The following is a 19,088-nucleotide window of genomic DNA, read 5'->3' on the forward strand; positions in this document are numbered from 1 at the left end:
CGGCCCCGTACGATGCCGCCCACGCGCGCCGATCGGGCACGCGCATGGGCGAGACGACACATCAGAACTTGGCGCCGATCTCGAAGGTCACCGTTCGTGGAACGTAGTTGATGTCGCCGGTACGGTTCAAAGCAACATAACTCGTATCCAGGCGTCCATCGGTTCCGAAGTAGTCGCCGGTGCCGTTCGGACCACCGTAGATGTAACTGGAGTAGTTCTTGAAATTGAAGGCGTTGAGCAGATTGATGCGCGCCGACAATTTGAAGTCGTTGTACACCGTGAACTCCTTGGTCGCCTGGAAATCCACCGTGCGGTAGCCCCAGATCTTGCCGCCCACCAGGAATCTACCGCTGCCCGGCGGAACGAAGCCGATCTGCTGACACTGCGCGCCATCGGCATCGACCTTGCCATAGCAGGCGATGGTATTGACCGGGTCGGGCGTTGCCAGCACCAGCTTGGCACCGAAGGTCACCCCCCACGGGCCATCGATCGAGCCGGACGCAACGAAGCGGTGACCGGCCACGGCATCGGACTTCACGAACGGATAATCGTGGATGGTCGCCTTGTCGAACGCATACGGCTCGTCGATGTTGCGGTTCTGCCGCGCGCTGGTATGGGTATAGGACAACGTCAGGCCCCAACCCGATTCCTTGGTGTAGGGCTTCTCCGCCGACAACAACACCTGGCTGCTGCGCTGCTCCAAGCCATTCATGCCCACAATCGTGTTCTGATACCCCGGTACCGGCTCTCCCCAGGGCGCACTCCCGGTCGCGTCGAAGTAGGCGCCATTCGGGTAACGGTTGATCAGCGACATGGCGAAACCGTCGTAGCTGAGCACGCGCTGGAAGGTCACATCGGTCAGCCAGTCGCCGACCTGGTTGCTGATCCCGAGGCTGTACTGGTCGCTGTACGGCGTCTTGAGCTTATTGTTGAACATAAACAGCTCGGCGCTGCCGCTGACACCGGGAATCGTATTCAACTGGTCCACACCGTTGAGATATTTCGGATCCCACACAGCGCACTTGCGATCGTCCTTGTAGCAAGAGGAGCCCGGCGTCGAATCCTTGAAGTACACCGCCACCGGCGACAACGCCGCCTTGCTGGTTTCCAGCGCCAACTGTTCGAACAAATTGCGGTCGTAAGAACGACCGGCGCCACCATGCAACACTGAACTTTGATCGCCGAAGAAGTCGTAGGAAAAGCCCAGGCGCGGTGCCCAGCCATCCTTGAAGTTCTTACGGTTATGCCCATTGCTGATGTAATCGGCGACATTGATGCCACTGGGCAACAAGCGGTTGGCCCAAGGCTGGCCCGGATTGGCCGGATCATCGGAATACAAGGCGTTGACGAACGCCGGCGAGGTGACGAAATCGGTGTAGGCCGGGCTTCTTTCGTAGTCCCAGCGCACGCCGGCATTGATCATCAGTTTGTCGGTCGCCGCCCAATCGTCCTGGAGATAGACGCCGTACTGTTTGGATGGCGACTCTACCGTGGCCTTCTGTCCAGGCGTGTTGTAAGGCGCAACGAAATCCACGCGATAGGGAATCGCGGCCAGGCCATTGGCATCGACCGAATAACTGAACTGTGGATTGAGTGGAGCCGCATCCTGCGAGATCAGTTTGATGTCCTTGTAGCTGACACCCATCTTGATGGTGTGTTCGCCGTGCCACTGGAAGCTGGTCAGCGTCAGGTCGTTCTGCAGGAACCAACCTTTCTGGCTCTTGCGTTGCACGTTCAGACCACCGGCCGAGCCGGTTTCCAGGAACGTGTATTCACCGATATTGGGATCGTTGTAGTTGAGGTACTTGTAGACGATCCCGTTACCGATACTCTTGGGATTGGGGTTGTTCTGCGAATTTTCGGTGCCGACGATCAACTCGTTGAACCAGTTGTCCGCGCTGTGCTGCCAACGCAGATTGCCGCGCTTGTCCTTGTTGATCTTGTTGGTGCCGTGATCCGGCGCGCTGGTGCCGCCGACGTTGCCGACCTGGGTTTCATCGCGGTACTGGCCGCTGAGTTCGATCCGGTCGCGGTCGGTCGGTTCGAAATCGATCTTGCCGAAGTACAGATCCTCGGAAAACGGCATGTTGGCCGCGCCGTACTGGCTGGAAATCGTCGATGGCAGCAATCCGACATACGGCTGTGCGTTGGCATCGGCCTGCACGCTCTTGGGCACTACGTTTTCCTTGCCTTCGTAGGCCACGAAGAAGTGCATGCGATCCTGGAGGATCGGGCCGCCCAGCGCGAAACCATATTCCTTGGTCTGCGAAGCAATCTTGCCGTTTTGTTGCTCGTCAGGACGCTTGTCGCGCAGATCCTGGTCGGTATAACGGTAGAACGTCTCGCCGTGGAATTCGTTGGTGCCGGACTTGGTCGCCGCGGTAACCGCCGCACCGCTGATCTGGCCGTACTCGGCCTTGTAGTTGGAGGTGATGACCTTGTACTCACCAATCGCCAACTGCGGGAACGGATTGCCCTGGGTATCGCTCTGGCCGGCGATACCGCCGCCCTTGACGTAACTCTTCTGGCCGACACCGTCGATGTACAAGTTGCCCGCGCTGGCATTGGACGCACCGCCACGCAGCTTGGTATTGCCGTTGCCATCCACCTGGAACACCATGCCCGGCACCGTGTCGGCGAACTCGAGGAAGTTGCGCGTGGCCTGCGGCAATTGCTCGATCTGATGCAGCGACACCACGTTGCCCACTTCCGAGGTCTTGACGTCCTTGAGCATCGGCGCGCTGACGTTGACGGTGTCCAGGGTCTTGGCGTTACCGCCACCGCTGGCCTGGGTGTTGGCGTCCAGGTCCACGGTGGAGGAGGATGCCACCTGCAAGGTCACCGTGCGACTGATGCCATTGGCCTCGACCTTGTATTTGCCTGGCGGCAGGCCGACCACGGTGTAGTTGCCGTTGGCCGCGACCGGTGCGCGGCGCACCGCGCCGGTGGCGATGTTGGTGACGGTGACTTCGCTACCGACCTGGGCCGCAGCAACCTGACCACGCAGTGTCGCACTGCTGGATTGCGCCAACGCCGGCAACGCGACGAACAGGCACGTCGCCAGTGCGCAGCACAGAATGTTGCGTGCGGGCAGATTGGAAGCAGAACGCGTTTTGCTCATGATGAAAGCCCTCCCAGGGCGGTAAACGGGATCGGGTCGTGTGGTTTTTGTAATAGTTGAAATTGCTAAGGTAGCGATACCGCGTGACGCCCATGTCAGTGCATCATCCTTCCTCCCTGAGCACACTGGATGCCCGCACGATGAGTTGCGGAGCGATCGCACCACCGGCGACGGCGGACGCGGGCAGCGCATGCGGCTCCAGCGCAGCGAGCAGCAACTGCATCGCGCGCGCGCCGAAGCCGACGATGTCCACGCGCATGGTGGTCAATGCCGGATTCACATAGCGCGCCATCGGCACATCGTCGAAACCGGCCAGCGCGATATCTTCGGGAACACGCACGCCAGCGTGGGTGAAGGCAAACAGGCAACCCAACGCCATCATGTCGTTGGCCGCGAACACCACATCCGGACGCTGACCCTGCAGTAGCGCTTCACCGGCCCGATAACCGGATGCCTCGTCGAACGCACCCTGCACCACCTGCGGCGACACTTGTGGACAACGCGCCTGCAATTCGTCGCGGTAACCGCGCAAGCGCTCGCGCGCGTCGAAGTTGTCCTGCGGCCCGGTGATGAAGGCGATGCGGCGGTGACCAACGTCCAGCAGGTGACGCGTCATCACCCGCGCACCACCATAGTTATCGATGTTGAGCGCCGGCGCATCGCCCAGCCGCTCGGCGGAGTTCATCAACACCGCCGGTAAGCCGCCGAGGGATATCTCGTCAGGGTCATTGGCAGCACCGGCCAGGTACGGCGCCATGATCAACAGCCCGTCCACGCGCCCAGGCATGCGCTGCACCGCGCGCCGCTGTTCCTCCTGCGCGCCACGATAGCTGGACACCAACAGATGCAGGCCACGTGTGCGCGCCACCATATCGATGCCACGGATCAACTCGGAGAAGAACTCACCGTGCAGGTCCGGCAGCACCACGCCGATGGTGTGGGTACGGCGGCTGCTGAGACTGCGCGCGGCATGATGCGGCACGTAGTGCAGGCTGCGCGCGGCCTCCAGCACGCGCGCGCGCACCGGCTCGGCCACATGCTGATGACCATTCATGGTGCGCGAGACCGTCGCCACCGAAACATTGGCAAGACGCGCCACATCCTTGATGGTGATGTTGGCGCGCTGCTGCGGAGCGGATGGGAAACGAGGATTCACCCGCGTGCCCCCAGCAAACCGCACGGTCTGCACAACCAGGGACCAGCTGCGGCATCGGCGATCCGGCACATGTCCATGCGTGCCTGCGTGGTCGGTCTATCTGGGCGCTCGACCATGGGCATCATGCTGTCGACGTCACCCTGAGCGCAGTGTTCCGACCCGACACAGGAGCTGACAGCGCCGTCGATTGGCGCCGCAACCGCTTGTACCTGGACATGCCAGGGCCTGGCACATCGACACAGGACAGCGAACCGCCAGCAGCCTCCGCAGCAAGCGCGAACGTCACCGAACACCCGGACGATGTCAGACCAATCGCGCACCAGGCCTCCCATGCCAACCCGCGCCTGAATCGAGGTGGGTGGACGGTAACAGCAACTGCAATCGGTGACATGATGCATTGCAACACCGTGAAATTAACCACGTGTCCATCGATGCGCCGCCATCGCGATCGCCCTACCTTGACAACCATGAATATGGAATATCGTCGTTCTGAACCGCGACAACCGACACGGACGGACCGCTTGCCGGAATCGTCCGCGCCCAGCAAGATGCAGGACGTTTTGGGGAACGAGCCCGTCGCTAATGTCGTCCTACCCGACCCGGGGCTTCCCCTCACGCGCCTTGTCCTCGCTGCTGCTGGCGGCACTTGTGCTCTCCGTTTCCGGGTGCAAACCCACGCCTACCGAACTACCCGGCGCCAGTGCCGAACCATCTGCCACGGTGCGCATGCTGGCGCATGCGTTGCAACGCAACGACCTCGTCGGCTATGCCACTAACGCCGTACCCCGGGCCCAGTACCGGGGTCTACAGCAGGCCTGGAGCAAGGACCGCAGCCGATGGCCACTGACCGAGTTGCCACTGGCCAAACGCTTACCCGAAGTGCTCGCCACGCTGGCCGCACCGGACGCCGAGCGGCAGTTGCAGCACGCCTTCGACACCCAGTTCGGCGGCCAGGCGGTGAGCCTGAGGCAGGCCGCGCATTCGCTGGGCCTGTTCGGCGTGCAATATCTGCGCAACGAAAATGATTACACCCCCGAGCAGCGCGATCATTACATCAAGTTGGTACAGGCGCTGAGCGCCTGGGCCGCACAGGCACCACTGTCCGAGCGTAAACGCGCACATGCGGCAATCGCCCGACTGTGCGCGGCTGCGCGCCGCACCGGGATACGCAGCGATGCCGATTTGCGCACCCTGGGCATGGACGAGAGCCTGCGCCGGCTTGGGCCATTCCTGGCCGACCTCAAAGCGGTGCTCGCCGACTACGGACTGGACCTGGGCGCCACTGCCGGCGCGCTGCGCACCGGCCTGGTCAGTCAAAAAGGCGACCTGGCCGTGGTGCGGATCCAGTATCCGCTGGACGGCGAACAGATCGACACCAGCGCCGTGCTGGTGAACCGTGAAGGGCACTGGTACCTGCGCAACATCCTCGACGACGTGCAGACGCTGCTGGGCGCCACAGCAGACTCCCAAGCGGCCACAAACGCGCTCCCACATCCCACGACACCAGCTAAGCGATAATGGTGCCGATGCCAGAACAAAATCCTCTCCCCTTTCCCGAGGACAGCGCCGCCGCAGGCGCGTCCATCCCGGCGCATGCGCCTGCCCAGACTGGCACGTCCAATGCCGGCGAGCCCCCGACGTCGACACCCGCCCCGGCGGCCCCGTCCATGCCACACAACCTCGCGCGGCAAGCCAAACGACCGCTGTGGGCGCGCCTGCTCGGCCGTCTGGCCGATCCCTGGCTGGGCCTGAAGATCGAGCCGGACGAACCCGGCCAATACGACGATGGCCGCCTCGTGGTCTACGTCTTGGAGGACTACGGCCTGTCCAACGCACTGATCCTGGACAAGGCCTGTCGGGAATCCGGCTTGCCCTCGCCGCTGGTACCGCTGCCGGGCGATCCACTGGGCCGCAAACGCGCCTACCTGGCGCTGTCCCGGCGCAGCAGCAACCACGCGTTGATCCCGGAGCAACGCGGTGCCAAGACCCACTCCGATTCGCTAGCCAAGCTCCTGCATGCGCACCGTGTGCGCGCAGATATGGACATCCATCTGGTGCCCGTGTCGATCTTCGTTGGCCGCGCCCCGGACAAACAGAGCGGTTGGTTCGCGGTGCTGTTCTCCGAAAACTGGGCGCTGGTGGGCAGCTTCCGCCGCCTGCTCGGCGTGCTGCTCAACGGTCGCAGCACCATCGTGCGCTTCGCCACACCGGTCTCGATACGACAGACGCTACAGGAAGGCCTGCCGCCCGAGCGCACCGTGCGCAAGCTGCAACGGGTGCTGCGTACCCATTTCCGCCGCATCCGCGAAACGGTGATCGGGCCGGACCTGTCGACCCGACGCCTGCTGGTGGATCAGGTCCTGGCGGTCGATCCGGTGCGCGAGGCCATCGCGGTGCAGGCCAAGCGCGACAACAGCAAGATCGTGGACGCCTGGCGCAAGGCGCACGCCTACGCCTGGGAGATCGCCGCCGACTACTCCAGCCCGGTGGTGCGCTCGGCGGGCGTCCTGCTCACCCACGTGTGGAACCGGATCTATGCCGGCGTGCTGGTGCACCACCTGGACAAACTCAAGGACGCCGCGCCCGGGCACGAAGTGATCTACGTCCCCAGCCATCGCAGCCACATGGATTACCTGCTGCTGTCCTATGTGTTGTATGAGCGTGGGATCGTGCCGCCACATATCGTCGCCGGCATCAATCTCAATCTGCCGGTGGTCGGTACGCTGCTGCGCAAGTGCGGCGCATTCTTCATCCGCCGCTCGATCAAGGGTAACGCGCTGTATTCGGCAGTACTCAGCGAATACGTGGCGCAACTGGTGGCAGGCGGTTATTCGATCGAGTACTTCGTCGAAGGCGGACGCTCGCGCACCGGCCGACTGCTGCAACCCAAAGGCGGCATGATCGCGATGACGTTGCGCGCGTTCTTGCGCCAGCCGCGCAAGCCGGTGCTGTTCCAGCCTGTCTATATCGGCTACGAAAAGCTGATGGAGGGCAGCAGCTATCTGGACGAACTCAGCGGCCGGCAGAAGGAAAAGGAATCGATCTGGACCCTGCTATGGGGCATCCCCAAAGTGCTCAAGCAGAACTTCGGCCAGGTCGTGGTGAACTTCGGCGAACCGATCGCGTTGAGTCAGGTGCTGGCGCAGCGCGCACCGGAATGGGACGGCCAGCCACTGAGCGAAGACGAAAAACCCGCTTGGTTGAGCAGTACCGTCGATGCGTTGGCGCAGCAGATCCAGGTTCACGTCAACGCTGCCGCCGACGTCAACCCGATCAACCTGCTGGCGCTGGCGCTGCTGTCCACGCCCAAGCATGCGATGGGCGAGGCCGACCTGATCGCGCAGATCGAACTGTGCAAAAAACTACTGGCCGAACTACCGTATTCGGATCGAGTCACGGTAACCCCGCACTCGCCCGAGCGCATCATCGCCCACGGCGAAGACATCAACGTCCTCACCCGGATCCCGCATCCGCTGGGTGATGTCCTCAGCGTCAACGGTGATAACGCGGTGCTGCTGAGCTACTTCCGCAACAATGTGCTGCATCTGTTCACCGCCTCCTCGTGGGTGGCGTGCTGCTTCCAGAACAACCGCCGCATGAGCCGCGCCGGCCTGCTGCGGCTGGGCCGCACGGTGTATCCGTTCCTGCAGAGCGAACTGTTCCTGCCATGGAGCGAGGACCAGTTCGCCGAGCGCATCGGGCGCACGATCGAGGTCTTCGTGCGCGAGGGATTATTGCAGCAGATCGACGAGGACGACGGCAGCGTCGTACTGGCGCGCAATACTGGCCAGACCGACGAAGTCTTCCGCCTGCGCGCAATCGGCCATTCGTTGCAGCAAGCGTTCGAGCGCTACTACATCGCCATCTCGGTACTGGTAAAGAACGGCCCCGGCAAGCTCGGTGCCGGCGAACTGGAAAGCCTGTGTCAGCAGGCCGCGCAGCGCCTGAGCCTGCTATACGCACCGGCCGCGCCGGAGTTCTTCGACAAGGCGCTGTTCCGCGGCTTCATCCAGAAACTGCGCGAACTGAAACTGGTGTGGCCGGACGACAACAGCAAATTGCTGTTCGATGAACATTTGGATGTATGGGCAAAAGACGCTAAGTTCATCCTCGGCCGCGAACTACGACACACCATCGAGCGGATCAGCCCCGAGGCGATTTAACGCTACGGAAACACGGGGACGACAAGAGTAAGTCGGGGTCCCCCGTTATATACGGACACTTTCGAGAAGGCTGATCGAGGCCCTGAGGAGTGTTCATGCATCTGACGCGACAACAACGGCGCTGGATCAAGCGGCGGCAGGCGGTGGAACCAGTGATCGGGCATCTGAAGCATGAGCATTGGCGGGGTCGCTGCTGGCCCAAGGGCGCCCAGGGCGATGCCCTGAATGCCATCGACGCGGCGACCGGCGACCAACCTGCGCTGGCTGATTCGTTGGATCGTATTTTGTTGCGCCTGACTCCCCGCACATTGTGCTGGCACCGATGCTTGCCAGATCAACGTTGTACGCCATTGGGATTTGATGAAGGTGATTTTTCAAGACTGACCAATAATGTCGGGATAGCTCAACATGGAAATTGAAAATGCGAAACATCACACGTTTTAATGCTTGACAACCATGAATCCGCCGGTTATTTATAATCATAAATGCGGGTGTGGGGTATATCTAAATGCGTTATTCTGCACCTAGGGAAGGTCTGAACAGATGTTCCAGATGACTAATGCCATTACAAATTAAGAGATTATTTATTTCGGGAAGGTCCCGAACCCGCTGATGCAAGGGATAGTGGCGTCGTCATAAAGGAGTTGGTATGCGTGAAATAAGCGCGATAGAGATAGAAAGCATAAGCGGTGGGCGACGGCTTGAAGTTTACTGGAGTCATCAGGATACGAATTGGGGAGAGGTTGGTGCCTGGGCTGCTGGCGGCGCTATCGCGGGATCAGCTGGCAACGGGTTTGGTATGGCTGCGGGTGCAGTGGGAGGAGGTCTAGCAGACTACGTTGGCCAACATTTTCATGTGTACTTACGCAAATAAGTTAGCTATGGATGTTTGAAGAAATCGCCTCCATCGTTTGGTTTTTTAATTCGATGGAGGCACCATAACGGAGGCAATTTAATGACCGCTATAATTTCAAGAATATTGATAAGGATGATTATCTTTGTTCTGGTAGGCGCTACTGGGGCCTTCATGGTTACCGGCCACACCTCCACTCTCCCACAGTATTCAGTGACGTTGTTTATATTTCTGACTATGAATGTGCTGTTCGAAACTTGGCGATATAATAAGCATACACCTACCGGAAAAATGACAAGGTTAAATAAGGAGTAAGGGACTCAGGCCCCAAGAATCGGCTTGGCCCTGACGCCACAACGCCAACAGGTCATCGCAACGCTGGCAGAAGACGCCATTCATCCTCGGCCACGAACTGCGACATACCATTGAGCGAGTCAGCCCAGAAGGGGTCAACCGAGGGGCAAGTAGTTACCTAATGAACCGGCGCGCACAGGCGCGATCTCACTGGCAGCACGGAAGCCGTGGCCGCGCTCAGGCCGGTTCGTCGGGGATCAACAGTTGCTCCAGGCGGAGGATGCAGTCTTTCAACTGCAGCTTGCGCTTCTTCAGCCGCTTGGCTTCCAATTCGTCCTCGCCATTGGCCGGCAGACGCTGCAATGCTTCGTCGAGCGCGCGGTGCTCGCGACGCAGTGCGTCGATGCGTAGGGAAATCTCGGCGGGCGTCAGGGTGTCCACGCGCTTGAGCATACACAGACGGCAGGGCCGCCGTCACCGGGCGCGGCAACGCGATGGCGACTTCAGGCAGCGGCGAACACCACAGAGATACTCAATCGCCGTATGGATGCACCTGCACGATACGACCTTGCGCATCGTGATGCAGTTCGGTGACCTTGATCGAGCGCAGATGGGTGACCCCGCCGGACAGCAAGGCATCGTGGTAGAACAGATACCAGCGGTCCTGGAACGCGCAGATCGAATGATGTGTGGTCCATCCCACCACCGGGCTCAACAACGTCCCCTGGTAGGTGAACGGGCCATAGGGCGAATCGCCGATCGCATAACACAGCAGATGCGTGTCCCCGGTCGAGTAGGACAGGTAGTAGCGGCCTGCATGGACGTGCAGCCACGGTGCTTCGAAATAGCGGCGTGCGTGGTCGCCGGCAAGCAACGGGCGGCCATCGGCATCGACAATGGCGATCTCGCGCGGCGGCTCGGCCAGGCCCAGCATATCCGTGCGCAATCGCGCCACCCGTGGTCCCAACGCCGGCGCATCGTCGGCGGGCTCGCCGTTGTCGGCCGCGTAGACGTTGTCGCAATAGCATTCAAGTTGCCCGCCCCACAGTCCGCCGAAGTACAGGTAGTGGCTGCCGTCACGGTCGGCGAATACCGCCGGATCGATCGAGTAAGCGCCCTCGATCGGCCGCGGCTGCGCGACGAACGGGCCTTGCGGGCGCTCACCGACCGCCACGCCGATCTGAAACAGGCCATCGGCACGCTTGGCTGGAAAATACAGGTAATAGCGACCGTCGCGATAAGCCGCATCCGGCGCCCATAATTGACGCTCGGCCCAGGGAATATCACGCAAATGCAGCGCCAAGCCGCAATCGACAGCGGGACCATCCGGCGTCTGCATGCGGAACACATGGTAATCCTGCATGCCGAAATGATCGCCGTTGTCGTTGAACGCCACGCCAGTCTCGATGTCGTGCGAGGCATAGATGTACACGGCGTCCTCGAAGACATGCGCCGATGGATCGGCGGTGTACATGTGGGTCACCAGCGGCGGCGAGATGGCCTTGCAAGCCAGCGCCTGCAGATCTGCGGAGGAATCGACGGACATGGAAGGCATGTGAGCGGGAAGAAATCGTCAGTGGGTGGAAGCAACTTGCAAGCGGCGCGCATCCAGCTCCCGCTCGATGCGCGATTCCATTGGTTTATCAATCGCGTAACAGCGCAACAGCAGCACACCGAGCAGGAACGGAATCGCACTGTACACGCTGATGGTCAAACGAATCCCATTGCTCACCGCCGCGCTCTGCTGCGGTGCCGTCGCGTCGTAGCCATAGAAGGCGAGCAGGCCGGCGACCAGCGCCCCGCCGATGCTCAAGCCGACCTTGAGCCCGCACAGCATCGCCGAGAACACGATGGCGGTGGCGCGCCGATGGTTCTTCCATTCCGAGTAATCGGCGACATCGGCAATCATAGCCCACAGCAACGGGATGGTCATGCCGTAGAAGAACCCGTGCAGCACGTAAGAACCGAATACCAGGCCGATGGCCTGCGGTGAATACATCGAGAATGCGAGCAGAAACAACGTAGACGCCAGCAGCGCGGCACCGAACGCATTGCGCTTGCCGTAGCGGTCGGCCAGACGCTTGGAGAAGGTGATGCCGATAATCATCGCCAGGATGCCGCCCGCGCTGAACATGCTGAACGCCGAGGTTGGCGCATCCTGCGGCCAATGCAGCACGCCCAATCCGGTACTGGCCAGCAGCCGGTTGAGCATCACGATCAACGTATTGAACCCGCTGCGATCGAGAAACCCAGCCAGTGCCTGCGCATCCAGATAATCCTTGAAATAGTACACATACATGCCGCCCTTCAGCGCCAGGTTGACGAATACCAGGATGGTCACCGCCAGCATCACCAACCACGGCGTATTGCGCACCAGATCGCCCAGATCCTGGCGCACGCTCGATGGTTGCGCGGCGATCGGCAGTACACGCTCGCGGGTGGTGACGAAGGCGATCAGAAAACATAGCGTACCGACGCCGGCAAACAGCCCCATCGCGGTCTGGAAACCCCTTGCCTTGTCGCCATCGCCAAGCATCAGCACCAACGGCAGCAACAGCACCTGGATGACGAACTGCGCCAGCGTCACCGCGAAGAAGCGATAAGCCGAGAGACTGTTGCGTTGCTCCATGCTGCCGGTGAGCACGCCGCTGAGCGCCGAGTAAGGCAGGTTGTTGGCGACATAGATCAGCATCAACAAGGCGTAGGTGACGAACGCATAGACGATCTTGCCCTGCTCGCTCAGCGCCGGCGTGCTGAAGGCCAGCAACGAAAACCCGCCGAAAGGCAGCGCCGTCCACAGGATCCACGGCCGGAACTTGCCCCAGCGCGAGCGCGTGCGATCGGCCAGCACGCCCACCAGCGGCGTGAACACGAACGCACCAAGCAGGCCGACCACGAAGATCAACGTGGCGGCAACGCCAGCCGGGATCCGGTAGACGTCGGTATAGAAGAACGCCAAGAAACTCACCAGCGTCTGGAAAATCAGATTCGCCGCCAAGTCGCCCAGGCTGTAGCCGATCTTTTCGCCAAGCGAGAGGGAATGCGTGGGAGTCATAACCAACGATCGGAACGGGGGAGGGAATGTCGCGCAGCAGAGCCGCTACTGTGCTGGAAGACGCACCTCGTCATGCGGCTCAGAACGTACCGCGAATGCCCAGCATGATGGTGCGTCCAGGCTTGTACAAATCGTAGGTCGCGTTGGGATATTGGAAGGTGGTACGCAAGGGTGCGTTGGTGAGATTGGTGATGTTGAGAGTGATCTGCGGCGCCGAGGGCAAGTGCGCCAACGTATAGCTGGCCGACAAATCCAGTTGTCCGCGCGCATCGGCCATCAGCCGCGCGTCGGGAATGCCATTCTGATTGGCTCCGGAGATAATCATGTCGTCATTCCAGGCATAGGACAGACGCACCGATGTGTTGTTCTTCTCCCAATACACGGTGCCATTCCACAGGTTCGGCGCCACACCCACCGCAACCGCCGGCACACCACCGCCGCTGGACTGCTGCCCGACGTGAGTGTAATTGAGACTGAAACCGAGCCCGTCCAGTAAGCGGTCCAGGGGTTGCACCCAGATTGCCTCCAAGCCACGGATGTCGAGTACGCCATCGGCGTTAACTTGGGTCTGCACGTCCACCGTGGCCGCGTTGGGGCCGCCACGCTGTTGGATCGCGGCTTGCTGGGTCGCGCTCAACGTCGTGTAATCCACGCCCAGGTCCAGGAAGGGAATGCGGCGCACCCCATTGACGGTGAAGCCATCGATCCGTTTGCCAAATAGAGTCAGACCAACGAATCCTTCGCCACCGGTGTACCACTCACCACCAATGTCCAGGTTGGTGGATCGATACGGCGCCAGCTTGGAATTGCCCTGGGTCGCGGTCTGCGCCGACGGGTCGCTGAAGTTGGTGTTGGGCAGCATCGCACTCGGGTCGGGCCGGGTCAGCGTGCGCGAAGCGGATAGACGCACCACCACATCCTTGGCGATGTCCCAGGCCAGGTTGAACGAGGGGAGCAACTCGCTGTAGTCCGAATTCAGCATTTGGTAGCGGCGCACGCCACCAATCGTGACCGGGCCACTGATGGTCTGGTCGGTGGTGACATAGCGCACACCAGCATTGAAACGTAGCGTGCGGTTCCATACATCGGTTTCGGCATTGGTTTCCACGTAGAAACCCCAGTTCTTCTCCAGGATGCCACCGGTCGCAGCACCGGTATTGGCCGCATTGGTTTCCGGCGCGGCATCGCGCAACGCGTAGTAGCCGCTATCGCGCAGGAAGCGGTTGAAGTCCACGGTAATGAAACCGCCAGGGCCGGGCTTCAAATACGAGGCCAGGGCCGCCTGCGGAATCAACGAACCAGGGCCGCCGGTGCAGGTATTGCCACCGGCGCGGCACACGAGCGTTTCCCACGCGGCACTGTTGTCGAAGCCACGGATATGCCGCTCGGCCTGATCGTAGGCCACACCGACCTTGATATTGCGTCGGTCTTCGCCGAATTGCAGATCGGCGTGCGCGCCACGGGTTTCGGTGTCGCGCTTTTCGTTGGCGATATTGAGCCGGCCGCCGGTCCAGTTCCAGCCCAGGTTTGGATTATCCAGATCCAGCGGACTGGAAATCGACGGAATGTCCCCGCCGGCGTTGCGATAGTCCACGGTGGTGAACGGCGAAGTCACCAGCACGCTCGGCGATTCGCGGAACATCCAGCTACGCGTGGCATTGGCCTGTACGTTGAGCTTGATGTCCTGTGCCTCGCCGAACAACAACTCCGCGCCCGGGTTCACGCTCCAGAACTTGACCTGCTCGCGATACGGACGCGCTTCGAGAAAATACTGCGCATTGGCGAACGTCGCCGCAGTGACCACGTTATTGGGATCGAGCTGCATGTTCAACGGAATCATGTTTCCGTTACGCCCGATCAAGTTCATGCTGGTCCGCTCGGTGGTGCGTCTGGCCTTGGAGAACAGGCTGTCCAGATAGAAATGCGCGCTGTCACTGGGTCGCCATTCCAGCGACATGACATAGGCGTCGCGATCACGATCGCCCTGCATCTGCACGCGCCGGCCCAAGCGCGGAATCAGCGCTTCGGTGATCTGCGCGGTGCTCAGGCCGGGGTTATGCGCCAGCAACCACGCCGCGTCGATGCTCTGGCCGGGAGTCAGGCCCGCGCCAGCGGTGGCCGGCACGGTGTCGGGAATACGCCAGTTACCGCCACCGTTGGCATTACACGCCACCGGCTGGTTGGTCGACGGGACGCCAGCCGGTGGGGTCAGGCCACACTGTGCGTAGGTCAGCCCGGGATTGGTCCAGCCAATGCTCTCGAATCCGTCCACTCCGATCTTGCTACGCACCGAGGACACACCGAACAACGCGCCGAACGTACCGTCCTGGTTGGTCCAACTACCCATCAATGCCCCACGCGGCGTGGTCTTTTTGCTGGTGCTGTTCCAGTCGCCCTGCAATTGGTAGGTCACATGCGTGCCCGGGTGATCGAACGGACGCGCGCTACGCATGTCGACCACACCGGATACGCCGCCTTCGAGCATGCTCGCGGTCGGCGTCTTGTTCACCGTCAACTGGGTGAAGAACTCGGTCGGAAACAGGTTGAGATCCACCTCACGATTTTGATTCTGCGCATTGAGACCAATCGAGGCGGTGGCGATATTGGCGCCATTCAAAGTGGTCTTGGTGAAGCTGGTGCCGAGACCGCGAATGGCGATATTCAGACCTTCGCCATTCACGTCGCGGGCTAGCTGCACGCCGGGAATACGATTGAGCGACTCGGCGATGTTCATGTCCGGGAACTTGCCGATGTCTTCGGCGAAGACGGTATCGCTGAATGTCACCGCATCGCGTTTGGCGTCGGTCGAGAACTGAATGCTGTGGCGGTAACCGGAAACGTTCACGGCATCCAATTGCTTCACCGTCTCGCCGCTGGCGGCAGACGTATCTGCAGACGGTGCAGCCTGCGCTCGAACCGTTTCCACGCTCATCCCGGATAACGCCAGGGCCAGTGCATATGCCAACGTGGTGCGCGCATAACCTTTGTTCACCGTAATCCTCTCCCGAAGCAGATATCCCGCATCTCACTCTTTGCGTCACGACAATTGACCAACGAATAACTCGCCGACCAATAATTCGAGTCATGGAAAAACCACAGCGAACGCTTACGCCATCCACTGGCCATGGCGACGGATGGTAGCGCTATCAGCGACGCTGTCACGCTGCATGGCACCATGACCTGCGCGTGGCTAATTCATGTCATTGCATGCGAGGCATATCAGGACGCAGCATCTATGCGTGTGGCTGTTGCTCGCCTTGGCATCGTGCATTGCGCCGTGCTGCTATGCACGATAGAACCCACGCAAAGAACATGTTATTGATACCGCTATCAGGGTTGCATACGTCATCCCCTGAAGGAGCCGAACGCATGCCCCGACCCGGATATCCTCCTGGCTGCGCGATGTGCTTTTCCCGCGCATCCGGTACACACACTGTGCTGTTCTGGTACCGAGTGCAACGCAACAAAACCAGGATGGAGCGGAGATTGCTCGCATGATGCCGCTTGGACGTACACAGACCACGACGGCTATCGCATCCCTGGGACACCTGCGCTGGCGCATCTGTGCGCTGCTGCTGGCCGCCACCACCATCAACTATGTCGATCGCCAGGTGCTGGGTGTGCTGGCGCCATTTCTGCAAGAGCATATCGGCTGGAACGAGATCCAATACGGCTATATCGTCACCGCGTTTCAAGCCGCATATGCGCTGGGCTTGTTGTGCAGCGGCGCGATCATCGACCGCTTCGGCACCCGGCTCGGTTACGCACTGGCAATCGGGGTGTGGAGTCTGGCGTCGATGGGCCATGCCTTGGCCAGTGGGGTGATCGGTTTGGCGGTGGCGCGCTTCTTCCTTGGCCTGGGCGAGTCGGGCAATTTCCCTGCCGCAATCAAAACCATCGCCGAATGGTTTCCGCGCGGTGAGCGTGCGCTGGCGACTGGCATCTTCAATTCCGGCTCCAACATCGGCGCCATCGTCGCGCCATTGTCGGTGCCGTTCATCGCCAACGCCTGGGGCTGGCAGTGGGCCTTCCTATTCACTGGCGTGCTCGGCGCGATCTGGTTGACCGTGTGGTGGTTGAGCTACCACCCGCCAGAACACCACCCACACCTGAGCGCAGCTGAACTGACGCATATCCGCAGCGATCCGCCGGAACCGATCCGGCAATTGTCCTGGGCGCAGTTGCTGCGCCACCGCCAGGCGTGGGCGTTCGTGGTGGCGAAGTTTCTGACCGATCCGGTCTGGTGGTTCTTTCTGTTCTGGCTGCCAAAGTTCTTGCACGACAAATACGGGCTGGGATTACTACAACTGGGTGCACCATTGATCGTGATCTTCCTGCTCGCCGACGTCGGCAGCATCGCCGGCGGCTGGCTGGCCGGGCGTTTGCTCGCGCGCGGCTGGAGCGTCAACCGCGCGCGCAAGGCTGCGATGCTGGTCTGTGCCTTGGCCGTGGTGCCAATCGTGTTCGCCGCACGCGCCGATCAGATGTGGCTGGCGGTGGCGCTGATCGGCCTGGCGACAGCCGCGCACCAAGGCTGGGCGGCGAACCTGTTCACACTCACATCGGACATGTTCCCGCGCCACGCGGTGGCCAGTCTGGTCGGCATCGGTGGTTTTGCCGGCGCGGTCGGCGGCATGTTGATCGCCAACTTCATTGGATTTTTGCTGCAGGCCACCGGCAGCTATCTGCCGGTGTTTCTGCTGGCCGGTTCGGCATACCTGTTTGCACTCGGCATGGTGCATCTGCTGACGCCGAGATTGCAGCCAGCACGGCTGGAAGGAATGGCTAGCCCGCCACAACCATGGCTTGGCTAGTACATGGCTAGCACCGTGGGCATGCTCTTATGCCTGCATCACTCAATCGGACAAGAACCGTTATGAAAACCATTACATCACTTTTTTCGCACTATCCACTGATCTCTTGCACTGCCAGCGTCGATGCTGCGCCGCTAGCAGCGGGCAAACAGCGTTTCCTGGGCTCCGCCTATAGTCCATCGCAAGCGAAGGATTTTACCAAGTACTAGAACAAGGTCACACCAGAAAACGCCGGCAAGTGGGGCAACATGGAAGCGGTGCAAGGACAAATGGACTGGACTGCGCTTGACGAAGCCTACAATATGGCCAAGCGCAACAACATGAAATTCCAGTTCCATGTGCTGATCTGGGGCGCCCAGCAACCGACGTGGATTCGGACACTGGCGCCAGTCGATCAGCTCGCCGCGATCAAAAATTGGTTCGCCGCGGTGGCGCAGCGTTACGCCGATATCGACTTGCTGGAAGTCGCCAACGAAACGCTGCCCAATCACAATCAACCCGACAATCGGAAAAGCGATAGCGGCAACTACATCAAAACGCTGGGTGGTGCCGGCTCAACGGGCTGGGATTGGGTGCTGGAGGCATTTCGGCTGGCACGACAATATTTCCCCAATACCAAGCTGATCATCAACGACTACGGCATCACCACCAGGAGCAGCGCCACAAATCAATATCTGAAAATCATCCATTTGTTGCAGAAAGAAAATCCAATCGATGGGATTGACCTACAGGAGCATGCCTTCGAGACCGCATCGGCGCCTTTGTCCGTGCATAGTGCCAACCTCGAGGCATTGGCTGCCACTGGCCTACCCATCTACATCACCGAACTTGACATCCACGGTCCGACCGATGCCCAGCAGTTGGCCCACTAACAGCGTATCTTTCCTCTGTTCTGGGAATATCCTGGCGTAAAGGGCGTCACGCTCTGGGGCTTCCGTCCCGGCCTGTGGCGCGACCAGCAAGGTGCCTATTTGATCAATAAAGACGGCAGCGAACGTCCTGCATTAACCTGGTTGCGCAGTTACGTCGCGAGCAAACCATAACTGGCATTGCGATCTTCCGACCACCGAACACTGTCTCGACCATGCCCTCCCACACGCTCTTTTTGCATCCGAAGCGATTGTTTCCTGACCGATCGTTGGCTGTCATCGGACCATCTTCGTTTTGCGTGTGTGGCTGGACGCGGACAGTACCGATCTGTATTACAACAGCATCGGCAAGGCACTGCGGAGCCCTGCATTTCAACCACGCATATCGGTGCCATCACCGGTGCCGTTCATCGTCAGCGCCTGGAGCTGGCAGTGGGCCTTCTTATTCACTGATTTGCTCGGCGCGATCTGGCTGACAGTCTCACATCGATCATGTTTCAGTGCCACGCGCTGGCCAGTCTGGTCGGCATCGGCAGTTGTGCCGGCGCGGTCGGCGGCATGTTGATCGCCAACTGCATTGGATTTTTGCTGCAGGCCACCGGCAGCTATCTGCCGGTGTTTCTGCTGGCCGGTTTTGCCTACCTTTTTGCACGATGTAAGGAAATGCTTAGAGCGTGTTATGAACTTTGGATTAGAGACGTGGCATTATTTCCAAGCATGAGGATGGAGAAGACGACGAAGTGGAGTCCAGCCAGGGTTTCCG

Annotated in this window: 9 protein-coding genes and 3 pseudogenes; 6 read left to right on the top strand and 6 right to left on the bottom strand. The window is 60.6% G+C overall.

Going from position 1 to position 19,088, the window contains the following annotated elements:
• Window positions 1-61: 61 nt before the first annotated feature.
• Window positions 62-3,121: a TonB-dependent receptor gene (locus XANALMUS060_RS14625; protein WP_045739064.1), complete on the bottom strand. Its 3,060-nt coding sequence runs from the start codon at window positions 3,119-3,121 to the stop codon at window positions 62-64.
• A gap of 103 nt (window positions 3,122-3,224) precedes the next feature.
• Entirely contained in the window at window positions 3,225-4,277 is a 1,053-nt protein-coding gene (locus XANALMUS060_RS14630) for a LacI family DNA-binding transcriptional regulator (protein ID WP_045739065.1), read from the bottom strand.
• 582 nt (window positions 4,278-4,859) lie between these two features.
• Here XANALMUS060_RS14630 and XANALMUS060_RS14635 point away from each other — a divergent pair.
• The 3 genes and pseudogenes from XANALMUS060_RS14635 to XANALMUS060_RS20020 all read left to right on the top strand — a co-directional run.
• Window positions 4,860-5,795, top strand: coding sequence for a hypothetical protein (locus tag XANALMUS060_RS14635; protein ID WP_045739066.1), 936 nt, complete (start codon window positions 4,860-4,862; stop codon window positions 5,793-5,795).
• Entirely contained in the window at window positions 5,795-8,440 is a 2,646-nt protein-coding gene (plsB, locus tag XANALMUS060_RS14640) for a glycerol-3-phosphate 1-O-acyltransferase PlsB (protein WP_045739067.1), read from the top strand. Before XANALMUS060_RS14635 ends, plsB begins: the two co-directional genes overlap by 1 nt.
• 101 nt (window positions 8,441-8,541) lie before the next feature.
• Window positions 8,542-8,725 (top strand): annotated as a pseudogene (locus XANALMUS060_RS20020) (IS5/IS1182 family transposase); the annotation flags it as partial.
• 1,099 nt (window positions 8,726-9,824) lie between these two features.
• On the opposite strand, the gene XANALMUS060_RS14645 reads toward XANALMUS060_RS20020, so the two are convergent.
• The 4 genes from XANALMUS060_RS14645 to XANALMUS060_RS14660 all read right to left on the bottom strand — a co-directional run bounded on the left by XANALMUS060_RS14645 (window position 9,825) and on the right by XANALMUS060_RS14660 (window position 15,634).
• Complete coding sequence (locus XANALMUS060_RS14645) at window positions 9,825-10,040, bottom strand: DUF465 domain-containing protein (RefSeq protein WP_235429717.1); 216 nt, start codon at window positions 10,038-10,040, stop codon at window positions 9,825-9,827.
• Window positions 10,041-10,119: 79 nt separating this feature from the next.
• Entirely contained in the window at window positions 10,120-11,133 is a 1,014-nt protein-coding gene (locus XANALMUS060_RS14650) for a glycoside hydrolase family 43 protein (protein WP_045739068.1), read from the bottom strand.
• 27 nt (window positions 11,134-11,160) lie between these two features.
• Window positions 11,161-12,642 carry an MFS transporter gene (locus XANALMUS060_RS14655; protein WP_045739069.1) on the bottom strand — a complete coding sequence of 494 codons (1,482 nt, stop codon included), beginning with the start codon at window positions 12,640-12,642 and terminating at the stop codon, window positions 11,161-11,163.
• 79 nt (window positions 12,643-12,721) lie between these two features.
• Entirely contained in the window at window positions 12,722-15,634 is a 2,913-nt protein-coding gene (locus XANALMUS060_RS14660) for a TonB-dependent receptor (protein WP_343122980.1), read from the bottom strand.
• A gap of 502 nt (window positions 15,635-16,136) precedes the next feature.
• On the opposite strand from XANALMUS060_RS14660, the gene XANALMUS060_RS14665 reads away from it, so the two are divergent.
• From XANALMUS060_RS14665 to XANALMUS060_RS18865, 3 genes and pseudogenes are all read left to right on the top strand, one after another.
• Entirely contained in the window at window positions 16,137-17,456 is a 1,320-nt protein-coding gene (locus tag XANALMUS060_RS14665) for an MFS transporter (protein ID WP_045739070.1), read from the top strand.
• Window positions 17,457-17,518: 62 nt separating this feature from the next.
• Window positions 17,519-18,499: pseudogene (locus XANALMUS060_RS14670) on the top strand (endo-1,4-beta-xylanase).
• Between the two features lie 291 nt (window positions 18,500-18,790).
• Window positions 18,791-18,976, top strand: a pseudogene (locus tag XANALMUS060_RS18865) (MFS transporter); the annotation flags it as partial.
• Window positions 18,977-19,088 lie beyond the last annotated feature (112 nt).

This window comes from Xanthomonas sp. MUS 060, assembly GCF_000963215.1.
Classification (GTDB): domain Bacteria; phylum Pseudomonadota; class Gammaproteobacteria; order Xanthomonadales; family Xanthomonadaceae; genus Xanthomonas_A.